Source organism: Rhodopirellula sp. P2 (assembly GCF_028768465.1).
GTDB lineage: Bacteria > Planctomycetota > Planctomycetia > Pirellulales > Pirellulaceae > Rhodopirellula.
The window spans coordinates 3,129,327-3,155,248 of record NZ_CP118225.1 but is presented as its reverse complement, the minus strand read 5'-3'; the positions used below and the strand labels follow the sequence as shown (position 1 = coordinate 3,155,248).

The 25,922-nt window shown below is 58.2% G+C and carries 19 protein-coding genes and 1 pseudogene; 12 read left to right on the top strand and 8 right to left on the bottom strand.

All coding sequences use genetic code 11. From position 1 onward, the window contains the following. The first annotated feature begins 221 nt into the window (after positions 1-221). From PSR62_RS11145 to PSR62_RS11135, 3 genes are read left to right on the top strand one after another with little or no spacing between them, the layout of a single operon-like run. Positions 222-1,463, top strand: coding sequence for a glycosyltransferase family 2 protein (locus PSR62_RS11145; protein ID WP_274407819.1), 1,242 nt, complete (start codon positions 222-224; stop codon positions 1,461-1,463). After that, the gene (locus PSR62_RS11140) at positions 1,456-3,087 is read left to right on the top strand and encodes a hypothetical protein (RefSeq protein ID WP_274407818.1); all 1,632 of its coding nucleotides are present in this window, start codon (positions 1,456-1,458) and stop codon (positions 3,085-3,087) included. Before PSR62_RS11145 ends, PSR62_RS11140 begins: the two co-directional genes overlap by 8 nt. Before the next feature lie 45 nt (positions 3,088-3,132). Further along, on the top strand, positions 3,133-6,579 hold the full coding sequence (locus PSR62_RS11135; protein WP_338020163.1) for a hypothetical protein: 3,447 nt from the start codon (positions 3,133-3,135) through the stop codon (positions 6,577-6,579). 233 nt (positions 6,580-6,812) lie between these two features. Here the strand turns inward: PSR62_RS11135 and PSR62_RS11130 are convergent, their stop codons facing one another. Both PSR62_RS11130 and PSR62_RS11125 read right to left on the bottom strand, forming a co-directional pair. Next, the gene (locus PSR62_RS11130) at positions 6,813-7,586 is read right to left on the bottom strand and encodes a response regulator transcription factor (RefSeq protein WP_274407816.1); all 774 of its coding nucleotides are present in this window, start codon (positions 7,584-7,586) and stop codon (positions 6,813-6,815) included. A gap of 468 nt (positions 7,587-8,054) precedes the next feature. Continuing rightward, positions 8,055-8,390, bottom strand: coding sequence for a hypothetical protein (locus PSR62_RS11125; RefSeq protein WP_047814061.1), 336 nt, complete (start codon positions 8,388-8,390; stop codon positions 8,055-8,057). A 302-nt stretch (positions 8,391-8,692) separates the two neighbouring features. On the opposite strand from PSR62_RS11125, the gene PSR62_RS11120 reads away from it, so the two are divergent. Then, positions 8,693-9,436 carry an SDR family NAD(P)-dependent oxidoreductase gene (locus PSR62_RS11120; RefSeq protein WP_274407815.1) on the top strand — a complete coding sequence of 248 codons (744 nt, stop codon included), beginning with the start codon at positions 8,693-8,695 and terminating at the stop codon, positions 9,434-9,436. Here the strand turns inward: PSR62_RS11120 and cyaB are convergent. From cyaB to PSR62_RS11105, 3 genes are all read right to left on the bottom strand, one after another. Continuing rightward, entirely contained in the window at positions 9,422-9,988 is a 567-nt protein-coding gene (cyaB, locus tag PSR62_RS11115; RefSeq protein ID WP_274407814.1) for a class IV adenylate cyclase, read from the bottom strand. The two genes, PSR62_RS11120 and cyaB, sit on opposite strands and share 15 nt — an antisense overlap. Before the next feature lie 69 nt (positions 9,989-10,057). After that, positions 10,058-10,921 carry a hypothetical protein gene (locus PSR62_RS11110; RefSeq protein WP_274407813.1) on the bottom strand — a complete coding sequence of 288 codons (864 nt, stop codon included), beginning with the start codon at positions 10,919-10,921 and terminating at the stop codon, positions 10,058-10,060. A 214-nt stretch (positions 10,922-11,135) separates the two neighbouring features. Next, positions 11,136-12,281, bottom strand: coding sequence for a thiamine phosphate synthase (locus PSR62_RS11105; RefSeq protein WP_274407812.1), 1,146 nt, complete (start codon positions 12,279-12,281; stop codon positions 11,136-11,138). Positions 12,282-12,351: 70 nt separating this feature from the next. Here PSR62_RS11105 and PSR62_RS11100 point away from each other — a divergent pair, with 70 nt between their 5' ends. From PSR62_RS11100 to PSR62_RS11065, 8 genes are all read left to right on the top strand, one after another. Next, entirely contained in the window at positions 12,352-13,104 is a 753-nt protein-coding gene (locus PSR62_RS11100) for an SGNH/GDSL hydrolase family protein (protein ID WP_274407811.1), read from the top strand. A 247-nt stretch (positions 13,105-13,351) separates the two neighbouring features. Beyond that, positions 13,352-14,221, top strand: a complete 870-nt coding sequence (locus PSR62_RS11095; protein ID WP_274407810.1) for an alpha/beta hydrolase family protein — start codon at positions 13,352-13,354, stop codon at positions 14,219-14,221. 126 nt (positions 14,222-14,347) lie between these two features. Then, on the top strand, positions 14,348-16,309 hold the full coding sequence (locus PSR62_RS11090; RefSeq protein ID WP_274407809.1) for an AI-2E family transporter: 1,962 nt from the start codon (positions 14,348-14,350) through the stop codon (positions 16,307-16,309). After that, positions 16,306-16,683 carry a response regulator gene (locus PSR62_RS11085; protein ID WP_274407808.1) on the top strand — a complete coding sequence of 126 codons (378 nt, stop codon included), beginning with the start codon at positions 16,306-16,308 and terminating at the stop codon, positions 16,681-16,683. The genes PSR62_RS11090 and PSR62_RS11085 overlap by 4 nt, the downstream gene beginning before the upstream one ends. Then, entirely contained in the window at positions 16,680-17,522 is an 843-nt protein-coding gene (locus PSR62_RS11080) for a transglutaminase-like domain-containing protein (RefSeq protein WP_274407807.1), read from the top strand. The genes PSR62_RS11085 and PSR62_RS11080 overlap by 4 nt, the downstream gene beginning before the upstream one ends. Continuing rightward, complete coding sequence (locus PSR62_RS11075; protein ID WP_274407806.1) at positions 17,519-18,286, top strand: proteasome-type protease; 768 nt, start codon at positions 17,519-17,521, stop codon at positions 18,284-18,286. The genes PSR62_RS11080 and PSR62_RS11075 overlap by 4 nt, the downstream gene beginning before the upstream one ends. Before the next feature lie 178 nt (positions 18,287-18,464). Further along, positions 18,465-19,808 carry a TAXI family TRAP transporter solute-binding subunit gene (locus PSR62_RS11070; RefSeq protein WP_274407805.1) on the top strand — a complete coding sequence of 448 codons (1,344 nt, stop codon included), beginning with the start codon at positions 18,465-18,467 and terminating at the stop codon, positions 19,806-19,808. Between the two features lie 398 nt (positions 19,809-20,206). Continuing rightward, on the top strand, positions 20,207-20,806 hold the full coding sequence (locus PSR62_RS11065) for a hypothetical protein (protein WP_274407804.1): 600 nt from the start codon (positions 20,207-20,209) through the stop codon (positions 20,804-20,806). A 535-nt stretch (positions 20,807-21,341) separates the two neighbouring features. On the opposite strand, the pseudogene PSR62_RS25725 reads toward PSR62_RS11065, so the two are convergent. The 3 genes and pseudogenes from PSR62_RS25725 to PSR62_RS11055 form a co-directional block, all read right to left on the bottom strand. After that, positions 21,342-21,428, bottom strand: a pseudogene (locus tag PSR62_RS25725) (transposase); the annotation flags it as partial. Positions 21,429-23,931: 2,503 nt separating this feature from the next. After that, positions 23,932-24,885, bottom strand: coding sequence for an ABC transporter permease (locus PSR62_RS11060; protein ID WP_274407803.1), 954 nt, complete (start codon positions 24,883-24,885; stop codon positions 23,932-23,934). Between the two features lie 4 nt (positions 24,886-24,889). Further along, positions 24,890-25,843, bottom strand: coding sequence for an ABC transporter permease (locus PSR62_RS11055; RefSeq protein ID WP_274407802.1), 954 nt, complete (start codon positions 25,841-25,843; stop codon positions 24,890-24,892). Positions 25,844-25,922: the final 79 nt, after the last annotated feature.

The following is a 25,922-nucleotide window of genomic DNA, read 5'->3' as shown; positions in this document are numbered from 1 at the left end:
GAGAAACTCCAGTGCGGTCTTGAACCCGCGTGACAGAAAGAAACTTCGATTGTCTACAACAAGACAAACCAACCGGCATCCCTCGCCACGATAGGCAAAGGATGGGAGATCAGCAACGAAACCAGCGGATGTTCCGGCGCCGCCCCACAGACTGGGCCCCAAAAACCCAGATCAGTCCCCCCGAATGTGGCAAGGGGCTTCATCCTGAGTATGATACGCGAATGAACACCAACTCCTCCCCGATCCCATCGTCCCTCGCCTCGCCAGCGTCGATCACGTCAGGTTTATCGGCTGGATTTCAGACACCTGAGCCTCAGCCAAGCCAGCAATCATCCGGCCCGGATCGCCTCGAAGAAATTTCGGTGGTGATTCCCGCGATGAACGAAGAAGCCTCGCTGGCGGAACTCCACGAACGGATCACCGCTGTCTGCGCGGAACAAAAAGTCCGCGTTCAAATCATCTTTGTCGACGATGGCTCGACGGACCGAACCTGGGAGAAGATGGTCGCGCTTTGCGGCGCCGCAGCGGATCACTCGCATTCGACCTGCGCCCTGCGTTTGCGTCGCAACTTTGGCAAAGCGGCCGCCTTGAGCGCCGGTTTCTCTGTCGCTCGCGGTGCGATCGTGTTCACCATGGACGCGGATCTCCAGGACGATCCAACCGAGATCCCACGCTTCCTCGAAAAAGTCCAAAGCGGTCTCGATGTGGTCAGTGGCTGGAAACAAACGCGGCATGACCCCTGGCACAAAGTGCTGCCCAGTCGAGTCTTCAACGCTTTGGTCAGTTCGCTGACCGGCGTTCGCTTGCACGACCACAATTGCGGCTTCAAAGCGTATCGCCGGGAAGTCTTGGCGGAAGTCGACCTGTACGGGGAACGGCATCGTTTCATTCCCGTGCTCGCCTCCGCTCGCGGGTTTCGAGTGGGCGAAATCGTGGTCCAGCACCACGCTCGACAACATGGCGTGTCGAAGTATGGCGTCTCGCGATTGGTCAAAGGTTTCCTGGACTTGCTCAGCATCCATCTGGTGACCGGCTATGGTCGCCGGCCGCTGCACTTGATCGGCTCGGCTGGTTTGCTGTGCTTCGCGGTGGGCTCGGCTGGGATGATCTACCTCAGCATCAAACGCATTCTGTCCGAACTGGGCTACGCAGAGCCATTGCACCTGCACTCGACCGCCGTCTTTTACTACTGCATTTTCGCGGTCTTGCTCGGCGCTCAATGCGTCTTAGCTGGCCTGCTGGCTGAATTGGTGATCTCCGTTGCCGCGGCTCGGGACCGTCACGAGACCATGCACATGCATGGCGAGTTCATGCAATCCACTTCCAACACCGCGGGCGGCTCACGTTTGCTTCCCAATGCCTCTGGATACAGCCTTTCCGATTGGGCCGGCTTGAGCGCGCCCAACGACCGTGCGACCTCGGCACAGGACACGAATTTGACAGGGCCGATTCACGATGCGTAAACATGAGATCCCGCGACAACACCGTCGCAACACTTACGCGATCATGATCGTCGCGACCTTGGCGATTGTTGCCGGACGGATTGCGGTCGTTTCCAGTCAGGAAGGCGACACGGCGTTCCTCAGTGCCAATGATCGCAGTCGCTGGTGCACCGTCGCTTCGCTGGTCGAAGAGGGAACCTTTTCGATCGACCGGCCCATTTCGATCCGTTCCGAAGACGGCAAACGCCGGCCTTGGAACACCATCGATAAAGTCCGTCACGTGGGTGCCGATGGGCAACTGCACTACTACAGCAGCAAACCCACGCTGTTGGTGACCATGGTGGCCGGTGTTTACGGCGTGGTGCACCACACCACCGGACTGACGATGACGGAGCAACCGATCTATGTCCCGCGGCTGTTGTTGCTGCTGATCAACCTGCCGGTGCTGGCCGTGTTCTTGGTGACAATGGCATTGATCGTGGAGCTGATCGGTGCCTCCGATTACGCCCGTCGGATGGGCGTCGCGGCCGCTTGCTTCGGCACCATGATGGTGCCCTTTGCGATCTCACTGAACAACCACCTGTTCGCCGCCGCCGCAACGTCGCTCACGCTTTGGTTGTATCTCCGGGCAGCAGAAAAGATGGCCGATTCGTTTTCGGGCATCACCTACCATCCTAAGTTCGCTCCCTGGGTGATTGCGGGAGCCTCCGCCGCATTTGCGGTCGCCTGCGAATTGCCGGCCCTGTCCATGCTGGCCCTGTGGGCGGTGCTGTTCGGCTGGATGAATCCCCGATCGATTCCCGGCTTTGCGCTGGGAGCAGGCGTTGTCTTGCTGGGGATCGTCGGAACCAATCAATGGGCTCATGGAAGCCTGCGGACACCGTACGCTCATCGAAGCGTCGGAGAACAAATCGAGACCGTTGACTTGTCCGCCGACGCGGCGATCGACCAGATCGAGGTGGCGTTGTCACACAGCAACACACTTCAGACGGCCGACAAAATCAGTCTCCGGAAACTCACCGAAGGTGGCTACGAAGTCATCGCCGAACACTCGCAAACGTCCGCCCCCCCCAAACAGACTCAATACAAACTGGCTCCAACCGGCGCCCACTGGGCGCTGTTCGTCTGGGATGATTGGTACGACTACCCAGGAAGTTACTGGCGAACGGACAAACGTCGCGGAGTCGACTTGGGTGAACCCAGCCGCATCGCTTACCTGTTTCACGCCACGCTCGGTTACTACGGGATCTTCTCGATCACGCCGCTCTGGTTCCTGGTGCCGGTTGGGATGGTCGCGGGATGCCGGCATGGTCCCAGCTACATGCGGCGGCTTTCCGCTGCCATCGCGTTGGCAAGCCTGGTTTGCCTCGTGTTTTACGTTGCTCGGCCTGAAATCGACCGCAACTACGGTGGGGTCAGCGTTTGTTTCCGCTGGATGCTGTGGTTTGCCCCCCTGTGGCTTTACAGCTTGGTTCCGGAACTGAGTTCGCTGAGCGAAAAGATTCAAGGCCGGTGTTTCACGCTGGTGCTGCTTGCCGCCAGTGCCTTTTCGGTATCCACCAGCCTGTCTTCCCCCTGGCAGAGTCCATGGATCTATCGTTTTGCGAGTTTTTTGGGGTGGCTGGGTGATGAAATGACCCGGTAGGATCGGGTTGCTAGCTCATCATTGTCTCAAGGAGGAGACAAACCTTTGGCCGAACTTGGTCAGGAACACCCGCCTCGCCGCAAAGCCGGCCGTTTCAAAACGGCAGTGGTGCTGATCATCACATGCGTGCTGACCGTGTTCCTGGTTCGATCGTTGTTGCCGCAAACCGTTGGGGAACAGGCCCGACGCTACCTCGAAAAGAAACTGGACGCCCACTACCAAGATTGGGATGTCACGATCAAACGTGGCACCTTCCAGGCCGGCACCGGCTTGGTCTTTGAGTCGATCGAAATCTCTCCGAAAACCAGTCGCCCCAACCTGGTTTCCAAGTGGTGGTCCCAGCAACCAGCGGTCAAGGTCGACCGCCTCACCGTCTTCGCGGACCTCGACCCACAAAAGTGGATGGCCGGCGACAGCCCGCTCTCCACCCGCCGCATCGCGATCGAGGGCGTCAATGCGAATCTGCATGTCGCCAACGACAACACGCTCTCGTTGGCATCGCTTTTTCCGCTGCCGCAAATGGGGCCGGCTTGCCCACAGATTGACCTGTATGGGGTCGTGACAAACGTGACCTTCGACGCGAGTCCCCCCGGGGACTCCGATCGAGGCGACACGAATCCGGCTCAGATGTCGGCCGCCATGCAACCGCTCCAGCTTCGATGGTCCGACATCGCGGTCTCAACCGAGACGTCCAGCGCCGAAACCACCTTGATCTCGGGAAAAGCCTACGAACGCAAACTGGTTTTCGCTCGCGGAGACAGCAATTTCAGTGGTCCCATTGAACTGGCATTTGACAATGTGATTGATGGAACCAACCAACAATTGCGAATCAAGACCGCCATCAAAGACTGCCACATCGATGACGCGGTGATTGCCCGGGTCCGCTCACGAATCTCCCAATGGCTGCCCGCCAAGGCGCGTGTCAGTCTGCATGGCGACTTGACCGCCGAGTACACCCAGCAAAACGATCACGACCAATTCCATCTCGACTTGAACTTGCACGATGGCAACCTGGACGACCCTCGCTTGCCATCCAAAATTCGCCAGGCTCGCGGACGGATTCAGATCACTCCCGAAGAGATCAAGCTGTTTCCCACCCAAGCCCAATTTGGGGAAGCGTTTTGCACGCTCCGTGGATCCGCCGCTTTGGTTCGCCAGTCCCCAACCAGTTTCGACCTGGGTGCCACCGACTTGCATTTCACCGGGGAAGGCCTGACCCTGGATCGCTCCTTCGCGGAAGTGATGCCAAGCAAACTGCATGCGCTGTGGCAGAAGTTCCAGGCTCGCGGACGCTTGAACCTGACTGCACACGCGACCAACCCCGCGCCCCTGCGATCCAAAGCTTGGGATCTGCAATCGAAGGTGGATATTCGTGGCGTCGACGTGCAGTTCGACAAATTCCCGTATCCCGTTGAACAACTGGTCGGCACGATCCGGATTGAAGACGGGTTCGCAACCGCCGAACAACTCACCGGCCGCGCCGGTGGCCAGCGATTGATCTGTGATTTTCGAGTTCCCGTCCGAATCGATCCTGATTCGCCCAAGGTTCATACCAAACAGATCAAAATCCAAACCGAAGGCGCGGTTCTGATCGACGATGCACTGATCTCCTCCTTGACCCCGCGTGAGCCTCGCCACAGCGATTCCAACGCCCCCTCCGCGACCACTGTGCCGGGTGCGCTGACCGAAACCAGCACCTCGCGATCCTTTTCAAAGGTGGAACAATTCGTCCGCTCCTTGCGACCACGAGGTGCGATCGAATGGGCCTCCGCCACCCTCAACACCGATGTCCAAGGCAACTCCTCCCGCCAGTTTGATTTCGGTGTCTCGGGTGGAACGCTGCGCTACGACAAGTTCCCCTACCCGCTGTACAACGTCAAAGGCCGCGTCAAAATCGAGGATGACTTGGTTCGCATCATTGGCTTCACCGCCAACAACGCGGGATCAGCCAAAGTGGAATGCGAAGGGCTGTATCACATTCCCAACCAAGAACCCGGGACGCTTTCCGATTCGGAGTTGAACCTCCGTTTCCAAGTCGCCGACCTCTCGATGGACCAATCGCTTCGTGTGTCACTCCCCGAGTCGACTCGCCATATCTGGGACTCCCTGTCACCGGGTGGAACACTGGACCAACTGGATGTTCACATCCATCAGTCCGGCATCGAACCACTGGACCTGACTCTGGTCGCCAACCAAATCGCGTCCGGGCAAGTGACTCCGGATTCACTCAGCCTTCGCCCTGTCGCGGTCCCCTATCGCATCGACATCGTCGGTGGCAACGTCGAATACCGAAACAACCAAGTCCGAATCAGCAACCTTCAAGGCCGCCACGATGGATCCCGGATGGTTGCCGATGGAACCTGCACACAGCACCCATCGGGACGCTGGTTGCTCGCGATGGACCTGCACAGTGGATGCCGTTTGGTACCCGATGAAGAATTGATTGCGGCGATGCCCGAACAAGTGGGCAAAGCACTCCGAGCCCTCGATTTGCGTGGCCCAATCAGCCTTCGGGGGAAAACCAATCTGTTGATGGCCAATGACGACACTTCGACACCGTTGATCGACTGGGACCTGCTGCTGCAACTCGAAGGCAACCGAATCGCTGATGTCGGCCCGGTTCATTCGCTTCGTGGTGAAATCCAAGTCCAAGGCGTTCGCGATGCAGAAGTGCTGCAAGCGGTTGGAAACATCGCCCTGGATTCCATGCACGCCTACGGATTGCAGATCACTTCGTTGCGTGGCCCGTTCTCGATCACCAACGAGCAACTTCGACTGGGCGAAAACGCCCGACTGCCGTCCCCCAACCCGGAACCCAATGGCAGCGGCGTGCCGATCGTCGGTGCCTTGTTCGGCGGCAAACTCAGCCTCAGTGGAGGCGTGCTGCTCTCGAGCGGCGACTTTGAAATTGACGCTTCGCTCGCGAACGCACAGATCGCAACCTGCCTGTCTGAAATTGGCCAGCACCGCACCGGGATCACGGGACGCTTTGACGGCGACTCTCACTTGGAAGGTCGCTTGGGCGATTTGGATCTGCTCAAAGGAAATGGTCGAGGCAGCGTCAGCGGCGCCAACCTTTATCAGTTGCCTTATCTCGTTCAGGTCCTGAACTTGCTCCGCATCAAAGCCACCGAAGATGTCGCTTTCACCAACGGGGAAACGGAATTCTCGATCTTCGGTGAAGACCTGAACTTCAACCGGTTGGTGCTCTGGGGCGATCTTGTCGCGTTGGAGGGCGGTGGAACGCTCAGCCGCCGCGAACACCTGGACATGTCCTTCAACACCCGCGTCAGCCCGCAGAACCTGTTCAGCAAAGTCGTCAATCCGCTGCGTGACAACCGCTACACATTGTGGACGATCGAAGTCGATGGCCCCATCGAAGCGCCAACCATCCGCCGAAAATCACTCAGCGGGATCACCCAAACCATGGAAGATTGGTTCCCCGGCATGGTGCGTTCGACCACCGCCGATGGTGGGAACGTCAACCGATAGCGCGACGCAAGAGACGGTTGCCAGAGCGGATCGCATTTGACGAGAAAACCACTCTTCTGCACCAAGAGCAGCTGGACAGTTGCGAATCAAGAACGCGACTGCGAATCAAAAAACGCGACCGGCCATCCAACCAAAGACTCGACCAAGGTCTCCCGATCGTCGAGCACCAAGACAAGCTCAGGCTCTTCGATCTGCCCCGGTAAACCCTGGTCGAGTTTTGGAAGGATAAAAGACTAGTCGTCTGCTTGGACTGAAGTTCTTGATACGGAGCCGCGCAGGACCATCGGTCGTTGGAATGACCGCCCTTGGGTGGCATAATCGACCCGTTGATAGCGCCCCAAGACCTGCTCAATGATTCGATGCTCGCCCACCACTGCCGTCAGCTCTGCGGTGCCGGCAACACCAAACGCTGACAACAGGTGGCTGCGTTCGAACTCAATCAAACGTTTGGAAACCTTGTAGTTGGCCGCGATGGCTTTGGTTGGCATCCCATCCATCACACAGTTGAGCACCTTGCGTTGACGCTCCGTCAAACCCTCCAAAATTCGGTTGCGTTTGCGATGCGCCTTTTCCAATCCAACCTGAAAACCATCCCAGTCAATCGCTTGGTGAATGTGATCCCGAAGCGAACCACTGAACTTTTGAGCGCCGTCCGCCGATTTCAGAACGACACTCCACGCACCTTTCTCAAAGGCATGAATCACCGTTTCAATCGGCAGTTCACCTGCGACCAAAATCAGCGGCACGCTGCAATTCGAATCGGACAAGGCCTTTTGGACCCGCTGGAACCCATCGCCGATCAATTCGACATCCACAACCAAACACCCCGGCCGCTGAAGTCGATTGCCAGCGATCCATTCCAACAGCTGATCGCTGGAAGAACACTGCACCAAGCCCCAATCGGAGTCCGACTCGATCAGCGCCCTCAAGTCGATCGATGTCGCCTCCCCTGTCGGTTTCCGAGCCAATAAACACACACCAGCACGCTCGTTCGTGGAATCAATCAAGGTCAAGCCCCTTCCCATTCAAATGGGATATCAGATTTAAAAATCGTCAAACGACGAGCTATCCCCCCACTCCACAAGCGGTTATTTGGGCAAGCCATTTGAGGCTAGCACAGCCCCCCGGCCTCGTAACGGCTTCTTATCCCGCATTATCGTGCGCAATATCGCACTGAGACGGTGAGAACCGAAAGTTTCCACGCTTGAAACCGGTGTGCCTGCGCTGAAGCAGTCAGGCAAGATGTCGCTGCTGAAACTGGATGGGCAGAACCAGTTTGCTTCGACCGCGCGACAAGTTCGGCGCGGGAGAGCGACAACGCGAAGGCATCCTCAAGGACACTCTTCGGTGGACGAAAAGGCTGGCGGCAAGCTCAGCCGTTCAGTGAACCTGCTGCAATCGAAATTGCCACTGCGAGCGGCCGCTCGATGCTTCGAGCGGCACCGCCATTGAGCCATCAGTGAAGACAGCTTCCACTAAGAAACCAGTTCGCCTGACTCACTCGACGCTTCGACAGGTTTTTTATCGCTCGCACGCCGACGACGTTTCTTTGGCTTTGTGATGCCCCACTCCTTCGTCAGCATTTCAAACACCTCCGGCGTCTCGTAACGAACGATGTTCTTGCCTTCCGGCATGGGACCGATCAGGCCACGAAAGATGGGCATGCCCCGCAGGGCCAAGTCGGTGCTGCAGTCGTCGACGCCGACTTGCTCGTGGAAATCCGTCAAAGGATCCAGAGAAACGTAGTCGCGAATTTGAAGCGAACCGTCACTACCGCGAGCAACGACGCGAAAGGTGTCTTTTTTCGTCATGGCGGAATCATTCCGTTGGAGAGGTGAAAGCAAATCAATCCGATGGCGGCGATTCTGGGGAGGTCACCGCCGCGAAGCTGATTTCATCGGTGCCATGAATGAGTTATCGACCGCAGACGTTCCGAACCCGAACATCCACCGATCACACGGAACCGCCGCTTTGACAGGCGTGACCGGTGAAAGACCTTTCGTCCGAACATTCGTCGCAGACGAGCGCATCGGACTGGCAGTCAATCGCCATTTGCCGTTCTCCTATTGTGAATCAGTCCTACCAATTCCAACAACAGACGCAATCAATCCAAATGACATCGTCCAACTACATGATCGTTGGTGCCAGCGGCGGCATCGGAACTGCCCTTTGTAAACAGCTCGTTGCGGATGGTCACCGAGTGATGCTGGTCGGCAGAAATGAGTCCAACCTGCAAACGCTGGCGAACGAACTGCGGCAGCCTTTCCAGGTCTGTGATGCAACGGATTGGGACGGATTGGCTGGCGTTGCCGACTATGCAATCGAACACTTTGGCGGGCTCGACGGTGCAGCGAATTTGGCCGGTTCGATCCTGCTCAAGCCAGCTCACTTGACCAGCAAAGAGGATCTTCAATCGGTTCTCGAAGCCAATCTTGTCACCGCATTTGGGTTGGTCCGGACGATCGCTCCGCGTCTAAAAAAACTGGGCGGTGGTTCGATCGTGTTGATGTCCAGCGGCGGAGCAGCAATCGGCTTGACCAGCCACGAAGCCATCGCCGCTGCCAAGGCGGGAGTTGCCGCCATGGCCCGCGCCGCCGCCGCGACCTACGCGGCCGGCAACGTCCGCATCAACACGGTTGCTCCCGGTTTGGTCGAGACCGAATTGACCGCCCGGGTCTGGCAGAATGAACGTTCGGCAGAAGCCAGCCGAGCCATGCACCCGCTGGGGCGACTCGGAAAACCCGAGGACATCGCGTCGATGATTGCCTGGCTGCTGGCTCCCAAGAACGCCTGGATCACAGGCCAGGACATCGCAGTCGATGGTGGCCTGAGCTCCATCAAATCAGCCACCCGATAATTCCAGTTGCATTCGCAAGTAGCTTCGCGGCTCAGGTGCCTTCAGCCCTAACGCTGTGGCCAAGCCCTCGACTTCGGATCGAGCCAGTTCGACCGCCTCATCGCTGGGTGAACGATCATGCAACACACGTTCAATCTCAGCAAATTCCCCCAACCCATCGACGCGATCAATCGTGACCGTCATCGGGTCCGTCGATCCAAGGTGAAAGGTTTCTCGCTGCTTGGTCACCGTCGCGACTTCGCGAAACCCAAGTCGCTTGAACAACGTTTCCATCAACTCCCCGGTGGGATCCCCTGGATCCAAACGCCATTCCAATTCTTCCCGGGCCTTCACAGCCCCCGGTCGCTTGGAACCTTTGTAGGTCACCAACGGCACATCATCGATTCGCCGGACTCGCAACGCTTCTCCCGACTCGGCGAAATCTCGCGAGGGATGGTTGTAGTAGGTGTCTTGGTTTTGATTTTCCGACACCAGAACCGCATCGTTCTCCGCCAATCGTTCCCGGAGTTCGTCGACATTGCCGACACGAAATTTCAATTCGATTTCAAACATTCCTCTTCCTTCACTTGTACAGAATTTGCAATTGGAATTTTGCTGTTGATTCAAAGTGGCCCTGTCCCATCAGGGAACTTTCAGCTGCACCAAAGGCGCCGGAGCACCTTCGCTGGTCACCCACACCCCTGACTGTGAATCCACCGAAATCGCTTCCACCTGTCTCAATGAAGGCAGATCAATCGCGATGGGCGTCTGTGCCATTTGGTCTTTCAACGTTGCGTGATCCGCCTTGGAAAACTTCATCGCTTGCCAATACGTCGCAACCCACACGTCGCCCGTTTGAAGATCTCGATCCGCAGCGGTCGCCAACGCGATCGGCACCTGAGTCACCAACCGCGCGGTGACTTGTTGCTCCAGTTTGCCAGTGGCTTCATTGAACAATGCCACCCGATAAAGCCCCACCCATGGCACAAATCGTTTGCAGAGCAACATCAACTCTTGCGAGGGTTCGTCGAACCAAATCGCCTCGCAATCATGAGCGCCGTCGGGATAGGAGACGCGGACCATGCGAACCTGTTCCGGTTCGAGCTCGCCGGACTGCCGGGGATCCATCTCCTCGACCACCAGCAACTCGATGTGATCACGTTTCGCTTGGTTGTCGCCGCAATCCGCAATCACCAATCTCGCCGGAGCGTCGGATTGAATCGGCGGCAGAATGGCGAGGTCTTCCCAATCAACTGCTGTGACCCCTGGGAACTGCCACTGCCCCGTCGCCTGCCCGGTCTTGGCATCGAAAGCAAACAACCTGGCACGATCTCCGGAATCGTTGTGGGACCAAATGCAGGTGGGATCTCTCAACGAAAACACCATCCCACTGCTTTCGTTCAGTTCCTCGTCAGCCAACTCGACCGCAGCGAACGAGGCCTCCTCCGCTGCGACACAACTGGGGGAAGCGATCCCAAGGAGCATCCAAGCACAAACGGCGGCCACGAGACTCCATCGACAGATCATCAAAATGTCCCCTTGGTCAGGCTGTTTGTCGGATTGATTGGTAGAAACACATCCGCCGTTTGGGCATTCGCCCCGGTGGCTCACTGAAACCGCTCGTCAATCATCCTTGCGTCGCAAGCCACGTCCCCTGCGTGTGAGCCGACCAGGGACGCAGAAACGATCTGGCCCCCCAAAAATCAATGCTGCCCCCAAATCAATTCCGAGCCTCTCCTTCGCATTCTGCTGATGCGTTGAAGTCGGTCGAGTCGGGAGTCCTCCGGAGCGGAACTCGTTCCATGATCTCTCGCATCGCCAAGGCGGTTTGCGGCAGTCCTTCATGAGATGCCAAAGCTCCCGTGACCGCAACTCGCCCGATCCCGGCTTGCGACACTTGTTCCACATTGTCCAGCCCAATGCCACCAATTGCGAAGGCGGGCAACGCAAGTTCGCCGGCTTGCTCCGCATCACTGACCTGCTTCAAAAACGCACAGCCGGGAAAGTGATCGAACGACTTCGTCTTGCCGGGGAACGTTGGCCCGCAGCCGATGTAGTCGGCCGTGGTGCGAGTGGCCGCCTGAACTTGTTCGAGGTTGTGCGTTGACAGCCCGATCAATCGCTCCCTTCCCATCACGCTGCGAAGAGCATCCACTGGCACCTCGTCTTGCCCAACATGCACTCCGTCGGCATCCGCCGCCACAGCGATGTCTGCCCGATCGTTGATGATCCACAGCACTCCCTGGTGCTTCGCAATGGCCGCCCCAATCCTTGCCTGCTCAAACAAAGTCCGATCGTCGACGCTTGGATCACGAAGCTGAATCACATCGACTCGGGCAGCGACCAACTCAGCAATCCGGGCATCCAAAAGATCCGCATTGGGCTCACAAGCGATCAAGGCGTACAACCTCGCGTCTCGCAATTTTCGCGGGCGTGCATTCAGGCATGCCATCTTCAATTCCAATTCCCGGAAGGTGGCGTAACACTGGTAGCGAATCGATTCGATCCTCGCGGCAAACCCAGGGTCGCTGGTTTTCCCATACTCTTCCAGGCACCGCAGTGCTTGCTGGGTCCGTGTCGCCGCAGCCGCAATCACTGCCGAAAGGTCCGCTCGCGACTGCTCGCTTTCGGTTTTCACCTGAGTGCCAACATCCCCCGGCGTGTCGCGGGAATCGATCAGCTGCCACCGGTTCCACCGGCCCATCGCGACCGCCAAATCATGACGGTGGGTCTTCAGGCAATCTGTCAGAACAAGATCGTCTAAGATAAAGCGAGCGGATTCTTCGAGCGTCCGAAGCCCTTCGCCAGCGCGATTTGCGTTGGCATCCAAGATTCGCAACACGGTTCTGGATTCGGCATTCGTCATTCGTCTCGTTGCTCGCTCTGTTTGTTCCACATGGATCCCACCTTTGCCCTTTCCCACTGACCGCCCCGCCATGTCCATCTGTCGCCTCCGTTTTTCCACCGCGGCCCTTCTTTCGATCGCGGCTTTCCTGCCATCCAGTTTCTTGGCCTTCGGACACGCCGATCAACCGACCCAAAAGTCTTCGCCGCGTCAAGCACGTGCGAACGACCCGTTTGCGCCACCGAAAATCGATCCGGCCCTCCCCAATGTTCTGTTGATCGGCGATTCCATTTCGATTGGCTACATGTTGGACGCCCGACGAGCCCTCGAAGGCACCGCAAACGTCTTCCGCCCCAACACGAACTGCGGCCCCACCACTCGCGGCCTGGAACAGCTCGACAGCTGGTTGGGTGATCGCAAGTGGGATGTCATCCACTTCAACTTTGGCTTGCACGATCTCAAATTCATGGGCCCCAATGGCAAGAGTCTGGCCGATCCCAAACTGCCGACCAGCAAGCGACAAGTCCCACTCGAAGAGTACTCCGCCAACCTCGAATCCATCGCGAAAAAGTTGAAGGCCACCGGCGCGACCGTGATTTGGCGAGAGACCACTCCCGTCCCCGAAGGATCCCAAGGCCGACTGCCTGAAGATGGACCACGCTACAACGCAGCCGCCGCCAAGGTCATGGAATCCATTGGCGGCATTTCAACCGATCCCTTTTATGACGTTGCAATGGAGCATGCCTCCATGCAACGCAAAGCCAACGTGCACTACACCCAGGCAGGTTCAAAATTGCTCGGCGAACACGTCGCCGAAGTCGTCTCAAACGCACTCAAGCAATGACCTGACAATTGGGAACGAAGCAGGTCGGCAGGAATGATCGAGCATCACCAGGTGAGCCGTTTGGGTGTTAGACCCGGTTGGACGTGGAAGCAACCACGCTTGCCATAACATTCTCAATGCCGAACGACTCCTGCCGACCTGCTTGGCCCGCATTGCGGATTTAAAAGAAAGCCTTCCGGCATCAATCCAGGGCGGTCCCGACGGCGTTTTACAACTTGGCATCCGTTCCCTCCAATCTGGTTTCCCAATGCGATTGACTGTCTTTTCCACTGTGCTGGCTGTGCTCTCACTCTTGGCCCCGTCTCTCATCCGTGCCGAGGAGGTGATGATCAAGCCGGATGTTGTCTACGGTCACAAGTTTGGCTTGGCAACGACTTTTGACGTGTTCACACCAGCTCAGAACGCCAACGGAGCGGCGGTGCTGTTCATGGTCAGCGGCGGCTGGTACTCCAGCTGGTCACCACCGGAACAAATCCAACCCCGATTCAAACCGTTGACCGACCAAGGGTTCACTGTCTTCGCCGTGCGACACGGCAGTAGTCCCAGGTTTTCCATCGCCGAAGCGGTTGCGGATGTTCGTCGCAGCGTGCGTTTCATTCGGCTGAATGCAGAGGCCTACCAAGTCGATCCGGATCGAATCGGCGTGTTCGGCATGAGTGCGGGAGGGCATTTGTCACTGATGCTCGGAACGGCATCCGATGAAGGAAACGCCGACTCCAAAGACCCCGTCGACCAAGTCAGCGATCGTGTCCAAGCCGTGGTTGCTTACGTGGCTCCCACTGACCTGCGAATCATGGCCATGGACGCGCCGGACCGGCTGGCTGCTTATCAGCGTTTTCCGGCATTGGAGATCGACGCAAACACGGCGGAACCTGACTCACCGATCGTTCACGTCACGCCCGACGACGCACCGACACTGTTGCTCGCAGGAGCCAAAGATGAATTGGTTCCGATCTCGCACAGTCGCAAGATCCTGGTGGCGTTCGAAAAAGCAAACGTCGAGACGAAATTGATCGAGTTCGAAAACGCAGGTCACGGGTTTGGAGGCGAAGACGCAAAGCAGGCGACCGACGCGATGGTGGATTGGTTTGTCACTCATCTCACCGAAAAACCCTGACCCAGCTTCGTCTCGCGCTGCCCTCGGAGTGACATTTCTCAATGTCTGAAGAAATGGGTACATGCTTTGCTTCGTTGAATCGGCTCTGTTTTTCCGAACGACCGCCTTTTCAAATTGAACACATGAATGGCAACAACTAAATCCGATCTTGCCACCATCGCGACGGTCGCTCAGTTGCTAGCGGTGGTGTTGACCGTTGCCGCATTGTTCTTCGCTCGCGACGTGTTCATTCCACTCGCACTCGGATTGCTGCTGTCGTTCCTGCTCACCCCGATCGTCGATCGCTTGCAGCGATGGGGGATTCCGAACATCCCAGCCGTTGTGATCACGGCGGCGTTTGCATTCGTTTTACTCGCTGGCACGTTCACACTGCTTGGCCGCGAATTGACCAGTTTGGTCGGTGATCTTCCAACGCACAAAGATGAGCTCGTTTCGAAGGCTCGCAGCATCGCGGGCATGACGACCGGCATGGGAGGCGAACTGGACGACCTGGCCGACGAGGTCACTCAGGCCATGGTCAAGGATGCCGCCCCCGGGCAGGACGTCGCCGACCAGATCGCTGAAGAGCAAACCATTTTTCAGCAGTGGACGGACAAGCTCTTGCCAACCCAAGTCGCCCCCAGTGATCTTCCCAACGACGGGACGACGGCGGAGAGTCCGCTCTACGTCCAATCCGTCGAAGAGGCCTTGCCCCTGGCTTCATGGGCTTCGACCGCAGGGACCTTGCTGGGACCACTCGCGACGGCTGGTCTCGTGACGGTTTTCGCGTTGTTCATGCTGATCCATCGGGAAGACTTACGGGACCGCATGATCGCCGTGATCAGTCATGGAAATTATGTCACCACGACAGAAGCCCTCGATGAGGCTGCCGGCCGCATCAGTCGATACTTGGTCGCCCAAACGATCATCAACACCAGCTATGGTTTCGTGTTGGCGACCGGGCTTTCAATCATCGGGTTGACCATGACCGAAAGCGGAGCGTTTCCCAATGCAATCCTGTGGGGCGTGTTGGCGACGTGCTTGCGGTTCGTGCCATACCTTGGTCCCACCGCAGCCGCGATCTTCCCCTCCGCGATCGCACTTTCGGTCTTCCCTGGCTACAGCGTCTTTCTGGCGGTTGTGGCTCTGATCACAACCCTGGAATTGATCAGCAACAACGTCATTGAACCCTGGTTGTATGGAACCAGCACCGGCATTTCCGCCGTCGCGGTGATCGTCGCGGCGGTCTTCTGGGGTTGGTTGTGGGGCCCCGTGGGCCTGCTGCTTTCCACTCCGCTGACCGTCTGCTTGGTTGTTCTGGGGCGTTACGTGCCTCGCTTCAAGATCATTGCAACACTGCTGGGTGAAGACGTCGAAATCAAACCTTCGATTCGTTTCTATCAACGACTTCTCGCGCTCGATGAGCACCGCGCCCACGAAATCCTGTTGCAGCACTACGAAGCGAAGGGGTTGGAACAAGCCTGCGATGAAGTGGTCTTGCCCGCACTCAAACGAATTCGGACCGACCACGATGCGGAAAACTTAAGCGATGCCGACGCCAACCGACTCTTTGAGATGGTGGCCGGTATGATCCCTGAGTTGGAAAACCGCGTCTCCCTCGCGCTCGATTCGCAACTGGAAGCGGAGGAACCATCCGAGGGGCCGGGAGAGAACGTCCCGAGTCGAATCATCGGCACCAATTCCCACCACCACAGCGAAACGCTCGTCCTGAATTTACTCCGACTCGGCGGCCAAGCCGCTTACCAACTCGACGGCGTGGAGGATGACATGATGCCACAAGACATCGCCCGCGTGATTGCCGATGCCAAACCGCTTGCCGTGGTCATCGCAGTCCTCCCCAAAGGTGGCTTTGTGCAGGCCCGTTACCTCTGCAAAGCCATTCGTCGCGAAGGCTATTCAGGGGCGGTCGTGATTGCCTGCCTCGGTAAATTCAAAAACTTTGACAAGCTCTTCGTCAAGTTCCGCAAGGCGGGCGCAACAGCGATGACAACGTCGTACTCGCAAACACGCAGCAAATTGGTCGCCCTCACGCAGCGACAAGACCGCCAAGCAAGCCCCTCCTTCCCTCAACCCCAGACGATCTCATGACGACCATCCTTCTGGTGGAAGACAACAACGACATTCGCGATCTTGTCAGCCGAAAACTCCGTGGGCAGGGATTCGCCGTGGCCACCGCCAACAACGGCTTGGAAGCGGTCCTCGCCTGTGCCCAAACGGCCCCGGCTTTGATCTTGATGGACATCAACATGCCTGAACTGGACGGCATCGAGGCCACCATCCAGATCCGTGCTGCAGACCCTGATCAACGCATCCCTGTGATCGCATTGACTGCCTATGCATTGCCCGACGACGAAGAGCGAGCCAAAGCGGCTGGCTGCGATGCTTTCCATCCCAAACCAGTCGATTTCAACAAACTATTCGATCAAATCACATCCCTCCTAGGAGAAACGAGCGCATCATGAATCAAATCAAAGTCGGAAGCCGAATCGTTTATCAAGTCAAGTCGCCCACCACCTTTCTATTCAACATTTCGGTTGCCCAAAACGAGCACCAACCGATCGTCGAGGAAGCGTTCATCGTCGAGCCGTTTCATGAGATCCATGAGTGTGCTGTCAGTCTGCTGGGAAATCGTCTCGTCAGACTGTCGGTCCCACCGGGCGACTTGACGGTTCGTTACAACGCGACCGTCAACCTGAACGCGGAGCAAGTCGAAGCGACAGATGTCGGCGAAACCCCTTATGAACAATTGCCAGCCGATGTGCTGACCTACCTCAATCCAAGTCGCTATTGCGAATCGGACGAGCTGTTGGAATTTGCAATGCAAGAGTTTGGGACGTTGCTGCCGGGATACTCACGCGTGACAGCGATCTGCAATTGGACTTACAACGAATTGTCATACACCCCGGGCAGCACCGGTCCAACGTCCACGGCTTGCGATGTGCTGCAGCTGAAACAGGGCGTCTGCCGTGACTTTTCTCACGTTGCGATCAGCCTGTGCCGAGCCATGGGAATTCCAGCTCGTTACGTCGCCGGGTATGCCGTCAACTTGAACCCGCCCGACTTCCACGGGTTCTTCGAGGCTTACCTCGACGGTCGCTGGTTTTTGTTCGATGCAACACGACTTGCACCTGTCGGTGGCTTTGTTCGCATCAGCACCGGTCGTGACGCTGCCGACGTGGCGTTCAGCACCATTCGCGGCAGTGCAACCAGCGTTGAAATGGAAGTTTCGGCGGTGAACCTGCTGCCCGACGATGGACTACTGGACCCATCCAATGTTGAAACGGCGGTCAGCAGCGCATGACATTTTGCATCGGGATCAAGGTCCGAGAGGGGATCGTCGCGCTGGCAGACACGCGAATCGTGCGGGGAAGCGAACAATCCAACAAACAGAAATTGGCCGAGTTCCAGCACAACGGTCAAAGCCTGTTCACGATGACGAGCGGCCTAAGGTCCGTCCGCGACAAGGCGATCACCTACTTGGATGAGTCGCTTCGCAACGACTCCTCTGATGTTCAACGTCTCTACCAACTCGTCAATCGGTTTGGCGAGCAACTCCGTCGTGTGAAGGCCGAAGATGGTGCGGCATTGCAATCGACCAATCACAAATTCAACTCCCATGCGATCATTGGCGGGAGACTGACCGGGGATTTCAGCCCGCAGTTGTTCTACGTCTATCCCGAAGGCAACTGGGTCGAAGCGGCTGAAGACGCTCCTTATTTCGTGATTGGACGAACGTACTACGGCAAGCCAATCTTGGACCGCTTGTTGACCTACGAAACCTCGTTGCGATCGGCGGTCGGACTAGCACTCCTCGCCTTCGATGCCACTCGCACCAGCGTCACCGATGTGGATTACCCGCTTGATATCGCCGTCCTCTCAAATCAGTCCACGGTGCCGACATTCTGCCGTTACTCCGAAAGCGACTTGGCAACGACGACCGCTTGGTGGTCCTCCACCTTGTCGGACGCGTTGGGACAACTGCCCATGCACTGGGCAGATGAATTGCTAAACGCGGCTCCTCCCCCCGGCAACTCCCCACCCTTTCAGAATCCTCCGCTCCAGTAGCCACACCCGCACCGCACTTCCAGGGTTCATCAAACGCACGCGATCAGAAAGAGCGCGGACACTTTTTTGCGTGCATTCTCGCGTTGGTATCGGAGGGTGCCATGGAACAACACACCGCGAGAACGCACTGGTACACTGCCACGAACATGGTCCGTGAGCTGAGCTGGGTGTTGACTGAATGAGTTGGACGAATTTCTTGCTGGCGCTCTTCGGGGGGATCATCTGCTGGGTGGCTTGGATCGCTTTCGCTGGTGGGACGCAGCACCAAACGGTGGTGATCTCGACGGGGTCTGAACAGGGCATCTACTTTCAAGTTGGAAAGGAAATCGGCGACTCATACTCCAAGCGTCACCCGGCGGTCCGCTGTGAAGTGGTCTCGAGCGAGGGGAGCCACGAGAACGTCACCCGACTGCAAGACGGAACGGCGGATGTTGCGATCTTGCAGAACGACGCCGTCGCCGATGAACGCGTCCGCAGCCTGGCGATGCTCTACACCGAAGTGTTGCACTTGGTTTGCCGGAAGGATGCGGGCATCGAATGCCTGAATGACTTGGCGGGACACCCCACCAATTTGGGTTCGCTGTCGGGCGGCACTCACTCGTTGGTGGAAGCGTTGCTGCAGTTCTCCCGGGTGCAAATTCCAACGGGGCAACAACAACACCTGGGTTTCTCCGAGTCCGCCCAGGCATTGCGTTCGGGAGACGTCGACGCCGCATTCTTTTTGGTGGGACTGGGATCGGCAATCATCCAAGACCTGATCGCGAGTCCCGAATTTGAGCTGGTGCCGATCCAAATCCGCGCCGTGGGTAGCGAGGGAACCTTCGTTTCAGAGCGGCCATTCATCGACGGATTCCGCACCCGCTACCCACACGCGAAGTTTGCTGAAATCCCATTGATGTCGTACGAAGGGAGCCCGACCAGTCCAACGCCTTCGGTCGGCATCGGCGCCGTTTTGGCATGCCGTGCCAACTGGGATGAAGAGCTTGCCAGTGACTTAGTCCAGACCATCTTCGCTCATCGTGCGGTCCTGGGACGGAAGATTTCACTCCTCAGTGGACTCGACGAACAGTCCAGCCAGGTTCAACTGCAGTTCCCACTTCATCGCGGTGCGGAGGCTTACTTTCGCAGGAACGAACCCGGGTACTTGGCGGAGAACGCTGAATCAATTGGGGTGTTGATCACCGTGGCGTTGTTGCTTGCCAGTGGCTTGCATGGGCTCAAGAAATGGATTGATCAGAAACGCAAAAACCGAGTGGATGTGTACTACGGTCGAGTTCAACAAATCCTTGATTCGATTGGATCCCAGCGGGTTTCAGACTTCGACGCCGCACTGCGAGACTTGAAAGCAATCGAGTCGACCACGTGCCAGGAGTTGATTGAGGAGCGACTCGACGCAGACCATTCCTTTGTGATCCTGCAGAACATGATCAGCCGCTGTCGGACCGAGATCCAACGAGCAGTGGTTGCCGCGGAGCGAAGCGCAGGAGGCGATTGTCAATCAGATTCTGGGGAGAGAGGGTGAGGGGGGGCTTGCCCAGTGGACGGCCCACGCTGATCCTCGTTCCGATCCACAAAACGGCCGAGTCCGTCCGACCAACCGGGCAGCCAGCCTGACCCACTGGCTTGATCTCAGACAAGCGAATTCGGCTTGTTCTCCCCAGGCGGATTCGCAGAATTTGCTTGTATCGCCCCGGCGAATCGGACAAACTGGACGCAGCCCAACGGGGGGATGCCCCACTGAGAACAAGTCTCCCGTTCACTGGGAACAAGTCCCCGCGGAGTCAAAACGCTGGACTTGTTCTCACCGCCAAACCGGCCCCCCCAACTCCTATTCTCAGTCGGTCCGACTGCTGAGAAACAAGTTCGCCGACTGGAATGACCGCAATGACGCTGCAAGCCGAACGCGATTGGTACGCCTGAATGCATCGTCGTCGACTTCAAATTGCCGCAATTGTTTTTGCTCTATGGGCGTTTTCGACCTGCGCATGCTTCGTCACGGGAACTGCCGTGCCCGGCTTGTTGAACCGTGTCCACGAAATCGAATATGGATGCTCCGACGCAACGATCGTTGACGGCGTCTGGATACGACCATGCATGACAAGCACGTTGCACGGATTTTCGCTACCGCTTGTATTCAGCTCACGTTCAACCGGCCCGCCGTTTTCAATCGGCGTCACAGTGCTGGATTACGCAAACAATGCAATCGAATGCCGCAATATCGTCCTTGATGAACTCGTGGTGACCATCGACGGAACGTCCACCAAAATACTCAGTACTGACACCGCGATTTCGGCACCATTTGAACCCTACTATTCCGGCACTGCCAACACGAAAGCTGATGCTTTGGCCGAACTTGGGGGCTTGATCGATTCGACGAATGTCTTGCCGATTCACGTTGACGGCCGGATACGTATCCAGACGACAGACCACGTCATTGAACAATCGTTTTCGGGGGTGCTTGAACCCGGTGGCTGGCAAGGCACTTGGTTCATCCTAGAGGCGTTGTTTCCGCATGCGTGACACGCTGTCATGATTGGCTTGCGGGCAACGTAAGCGACGAACCATGTGATTCAAAGGAGGACGGGTGGTCCGTTTTCTCCACTGCTTGCAAGTCGTTCGCCGTGATTCCTACCGTTCGCCGATGAGGAATTCCGAACAATGCAAAACCACCTACTGCAGTTCTCGACACGCCATCTGCTCATCGCTACCGCCGTGATCGCCGTCCACCTCGGAGTAAGGTCTTCATGCATCGCAAACGGTTCGCCGGAATGCGAGCTGTTCATTCCACTCGCTGTCGCTTCCTTGGTAGCGTTCTACCTTGGCTGGATGCGACATCCGACTGGTACTTCTGGCCTGTGGGCGGCCGTCATCGCGATTCTATCGTGTGGTGCCTTGTCGGCTGAGGTTGCTTTTGGAGTCGCTCCAACTGGGTTCTTGCGATCGCTGCCGATCAATTGGTTCGCAGTCACAATCGTCGCGATGCTATGCTGGTTGTCCGGTGTCGCTTTGTCCTTTGCGGCTATGCGGATACACCGTTTTGCCTTCCACATACCTTTTCGTCCATAGCGACTCGATGAACGTACGGTGCCAAGTACTTCAGCGTTGGGACGCCGTGTCCGACTGGCTGGATGTCGACGACGAAGCCGATCTCCCCGGGCACCGTGAAAGTGACCAAGAAGTGAGCCTCCGCAACTGGGGACACTGAGGCTTGGCAACCGGGCCGAACGGCCTCCGGCTCACGGGCGCTGATTCTGTGAGCCGCACGGCGTTAGCCGCGGTTGCGTTCAAGCACTGGAGCGAGGGCTCGGTTGGCTGGAAAATTAGCGTGGTTGGGGATGCCGGCTCGGCAACCGGGCCTAACGGCCGTCGGCTCACGGACGCTGATTCTGTGAGCCGCACGGCGTTAGCCGCGGTTGCGTTCAAGCACTGGGAGCGAGATCTCGGTTGGCTGGAAGATTAGCGCGGTTGGGGATGCCGGGTTGATAACCGGGCCAAACGGCCTTCGGCTCACGGGCGCTGGTTCTGTGAGCCGCACGGCGTTAGCCGCGGTTGCGTTCAAGCACCTGGGGCGAGGGCTCGGTTGGCTGGAAGATTAGCGCGGGCGGGGATGCCGGCTCGGCAACCGGGCCGAACGGCCTTCGGCTCACGGGCGCTGGTTTTGTGAGCCGCACGGCCTTAGCCGCGGTTGCGTTCAAGCACTGGGAGCGAGGGCTCGGTTGGCTGGAAAATTAGCGTGGTTGGGGATGCCGGGTTGATAACCGGGCCGAACGGCCTTCGGCTCACGGGCGCTGGTTTTGTGAGCCGCACGGCCTTAGCCACGGTTGCGTTCAAGTACTGGGGCGAGGGCTTGGTTGGCTGGAAGATTAGCGAGGTTGGGGATGCCGGCTTGGTAACCGGGCCGAACGGCCTTCGGCTCACAGAACGCTGGTTCTGCGAGCCGCACGGCGTTAGCCGCGGTTGCGTTCAAGCACCGGGGCGAGGGCTCGGTTGGTTGGAAGATTAGCGCGGGCGGGGATGCCGGCTCGGCAACCGGGCCTAACGGCCTTCGGCTCACGGGCGCTGGTTCTGTGAGCCGCACGGCCTTAGCCGCGGTTGCGTTCAAGCACTGGGGCGAGGTCTTGGTTGGCTGGAAGGCTAGCGCGGTTAGGGATGCCGGCTTGGTAACCGGGCCTAACGGCCTTCGGCTCACGGGCGATGGCTTTGTGAGCCGCACGGCCTTAGCCGCGGTTGCGTTCAAGCACCTGGGGCGAGGGCTCGGTTGGCTGGAAGATTAGCGCGGTTGGGGATGCCGGCTTGGTAACCGGGCCGAACGGCCTTCGGCTCACGGGCGCTGGTTTTGTGAGCCGCACGGCCTTAGCCGCGGTTGCGTTCAAGCACTGGGAGCGAGATCTCGGTTGGTTGGAAGATTAGCGTGGTTGGGGATGCCGGGTTGGCAACCGGGCCGAACGGCCTTCGGCTCACGGACGCTGGTTCTGTGAGCCGCACGGCCTTAGCCGCGGTTGCGTTCAAGCACCGGGGCGAGGTCTTGGTTGGTTGGAAGATTAGCGCGGGCGGGGATGCCGGCTCGGCAACCGGGCCTAACGGCCTTCGGCTCACGGGCGCTGGTTCTGTGAGCCGCACGGCCTTAGCCGCGGTTGCGTTCAAGCACTGGGGCGAGGTCTTGGTTGGCTGGAAGGCTAGCGCGGTTAGGGATGCCGGCTTGGTAACCGGGCCTAACGGCCTTCGGCTCACGGGCGATGGCTTTGTGAGCCGCACGGCCTTAGCCGCGGTTGCGTTCAAGCACCTGGGGCGAGGGCTCGGTTGGCTGGAAGATTAGCGCGGTTGGGGATGCCGGCTTGGTAACCGGGCCGAACGGCCTTCGGCTCACGGGCGCTGGTTTTGTGAGCCGCACGGCCTTAGCCGCGGTTGCGTTCAAGCACTGGGAGCGAGATCTCGGTTGGTTGGAAGATTAGCGTGGTTGGGGATGCCGGGTTGGCAACCGGGCCGAACGGCCTTCGGCTCACGGACGCTGGTTCTGTGAGCCGCACGGCCTTAGCCGCGGTTGCGTTCAAGCACCGGGGCGAGGTCTTGGTTGGCTGGAAGGCTAGCGCGGTTAGGGATGTCGGGTTGGCAACCGGGCCTAACGGCCTTCGGCTCACGGGCGCTGGTTTTGTGAGCCGCACGGCGTTAGCCGCGGTTGCGTTCAAGCACCTGGGGCGAGGGCTCGGTTGGCTGGAAGATTAGCGCGGGCGGGGATGCCGGCTCGGCAACCGGGCCGAACGGCCTTCGGCTCACGGGCGCTGGTTTTGTGAGCCGCACGGCCTTAGCCGCGGTTGCGTTCAAGCACTGGGAGCGAGATCTCGGTTGGCTGGAAGATTAGCGCGGTTGGGGATGCCGGGTTGATAACCGGGCCTAACGGCCTTCGGCTCACGGGCGCTGGTTTTGTGAGCCGCACGGCCTTAGCCGCGGTTGCGTTCAAGCACCGGGGGCGAGGTCCTGGTTGGCTGGAAGATTAGCGCGGGCGGGGATGCCGGGTTGATAACCGGGCCGAACGGCCTGCGGCTCACAGGGGCGTGAGACGCCTCTGCTCTGTCGCTGCACTGGTGCCTGGGTGCGACTGGTGCCTGGGTGCGACCGGGGCCCGACCGTTCGTCCCGATGACGAACCTACGAACTGGCGCTGCGGTAGCTGCCCAGTGCCCGTCGGAAGACCCAGCGGCTGAACGTGACGCTCAGCACCGTGGCGACCAACGCCCAACCGACCAACATCCACTCTTCGTTGGTCCGTGGATCGATTGGCTTGGCCAGCAAACGAGCGGGAACGTTCACCACCACCAACACCGGAACCACAAAGGTGAAGAAGCCGTACATCGGCGTGCCCCAACCGCGGTTGTAGATCTCCATCGGGTAACGACTGAAGTTGGTGATGTAAAACCAGAAGTTATAGAGCGTTTGGTTTCGGCCCAACCAAATGCTGGTCGCCGACAAACAGATCATCAGGCTGTACATGATCACGACGCCGCACAGGCAGAACAGCACGTAGAGCACCAGCGACAACACGCTCGGTATGTGCGGGTCGACCTCTCGTGTGGCCAACCTCGACAGCGCTACCCCAGCGATCACCAACCCCGCCAAGAAGTTAGCCAATGACGACCAACTGACCCTTCGGAACGAAATCAGAAACTGCGTGTCGATCGGCTTCAGCAAGGCAAAGTCCAACCCGCCCGTCCGAATCAGCTCACTGAATTCTTCCGCGTTGGGCATGAAGAACGCTTGCACGATGGAGTTGATGAACCAGGTCGTGGCCAGAAACAGGAAGAATCGCTCGCGATCCCAGCCGGTGTCCGCTCCGATTGATCCGGTGAACTGGAAGATGATCAGGTAGAAGCCGACGTTCATCAGTGTCCAACCGATGCTGCTCACGCATTCAATCACGAAGTTCGCGCGGAACGTCATGTCGCGAACCAAGCTGTTGCGCGCAAACGTCCCAAACACTCGAACGTAACGCATCCATTCGGAGGAGCCGGTTTCTCGTCCCGAGCTCCCAGACTCGCTCATCCACTGGTCGTCCATCGAAGGATTGCCTTGATTCGCCTCGTTCGTTGTTGATTTGGACTGCATCGGATCAACCTCCGTACCCGCTGTAGCGAGCCACACCGCGGGAATAAGACCAACGACAAACGACGATGAAGAACGTCAACCAGGCCGCTTCGATCGCCATTTCCATCGGCAGGTCTTCGTCAGGAATTTTCCCCAGGAACACAGCGGCAGGGAAATACGCCAAGTACTTCAGGGGCAGCAAATTGACGAACCATTCGATGCTGTCAGGCAACAACGAAATCGGAAACATGTGCCCTGACAAGAAGAAACTGAACAGCATGTAAAGAAACAGCAAGGACGAGACTTCCAGGAACCAGAATCCAATCATCCCGATGGCCGCTTCGAGGAAAAAGCCAATCAGGAACCCCATCACCAGCGATCCCAAGAACGCGAGGAACAGGTGCGGTGGCGGGAACCCTCCCACAAAGTAATCGCGACAGAGAAAGAACACCAACCCGAACGGTGCAAACGCGATCGCGTAATAAGCGACCTTGTGAGCGATCCGGTTGATCAGCAGAAAACTGAGCAAATCGATGGGCTGAATGAGATACCGCTTGATCTCACCCTCGCGAATTTGAAGGGCGATGCCGGACGCCAACCCCGGCATGCTGGAGAAGGCGCGGGCCAACATGGTGATCAAGTAGTACGCCACCATGTCTCGAAAACCGAACCCGCCGATCTGCACCGCATCGGTGGCGGCATCAAGCTGAGCCCCGCCAACTGCTGACTCGACCATTTTCTCGGCAGCCTGGCTGGCGGCGATCGAATCGTAGATCGCCCACCACAAAAAGATCTGGGTGACGATCGGCAGGAACCGCATCAATGTCCCGAGCGCGAAATCCCCGCGATACACCAAACGCTCTGACAGAGCGGTGCTGAAGATTTTTTTCCACACCCGCACACGACCGCTCCACGTCGTTGCGGCGACGTGATGCGAGTCCGGATTGGGATCGTGGTAAGACGAAGTTGCGGTCGCCATGAAGAATTACAAAGAGGCTTGGGAGTGAGTCATGCGGGCGACCAAGCACCCAGGACACGCACGGCAAACAGGAGGGGCA

Bases quoted from the DNA above. Each gene is read 5' to 3' on its own strand.
- PSR62_RS11060 (WP_274407803.1), bottom strand. From the start codon at position 24,885: ATGCAGTCCAAATCAACAACGAACGAGGCGAATCAAGGCAATCCTTCG.
- PSR62_RS11125 (WP_047814061.1), bottom strand. From the start codon at position 8,390: ATGACGAAAAAAGACACCTTTCGCGTCGTTGCTCGCGGTAGTGACGGT.
- PSR62_RS11105 (WP_274407812.1), bottom strand. From the start codon at position 12,281: ATGACGAATGCCGAATCCAGAACCGTGTTGCGAATCTTGGATGCCAAC.
- PSR62_RS11065 (WP_274407804.1), top strand. From the start codon at position 20,207: ATGCATCGTCGTCGACTTCAAATTGCCGCAATTGTTTTTGCTCTATGG.
- PSR62_RS11075 (WP_274407806.1), top strand. From the start codon at position 17,519: ATGACATTTTGCATCGGGATCAAGGTCCGAGAGGGGATCGTCGCGCTG.
- PSR62_RS11070 (WP_274407805.1), top strand. From the start codon at position 18,465: ATGAGTTGGACGAATTTCTTGCTGGCGCTCTTCGGGGGGATCATCTGC.
- PSR62_RS11095 (WP_274407810.1), top strand. From the start codon at position 13,352: ATGCGATTGACTGTCTTTTCCACTGTGCTGGCTGTGCTCTCACTCTTG.
- PSR62_RS11120 (WP_274407815.1), top strand. From the start codon at position 8,693: ATGACATCGTCCAACTACATGATCGTTGGTGCCAGCGGCGGCATCGGA.
- PSR62_RS11140 (WP_274407818.1), top strand. From the start codon at position 1,456: ATGCGTAAACATGAGATCCCGCGACAACACCGTCGCAACACTTACGCG.
- cyaB (WP_274407814.1), bottom strand. From the start codon at position 9,988: ATGTTTGAAATCGAATTGAAATTTCGTGTCGGCAATGTCGACGAACTC.
- PSR62_RS11055 (WP_274407802.1), bottom strand. From the start codon at position 25,843: ATGGCGACCGCAACTTCGTCTTACCACGATCCCAATCCGGACTCGCAT.
- PSR62_RS11085 (WP_274407808.1), top strand. From the start codon at position 16,306: ATGACGACCATCCTTCTGGTGGAAGACAACAACGACATTCGCGATCTT.
- PSR62_RS11080 (WP_274407807.1), top strand. From the start codon at position 16,680: ATGAATCAAATCAAAGTCGGAAGCCGAATCGTTTATCAAGTCAAGTCG.
- PSR62_RS11090 (WP_274407809.1), top strand. From the start codon at position 14,348: ATGGCAACAACTAAATCCGATCTTGCCACCATCGCGACGGTCGCTCAG.
- PSR62_RS11145 (WP_274407819.1), top strand. From the start codon at position 222: ATGAACACCAACTCCTCCCCGATCCCATCGTCCCTCGCCTCGCCAGCG.
- PSR62_RS11100 (WP_274407811.1), top strand. From the start codon at position 12,352: ATGTCCATCTGTCGCCTCCGTTTTTCCACCGCGGCCCTTCTTTCGATC.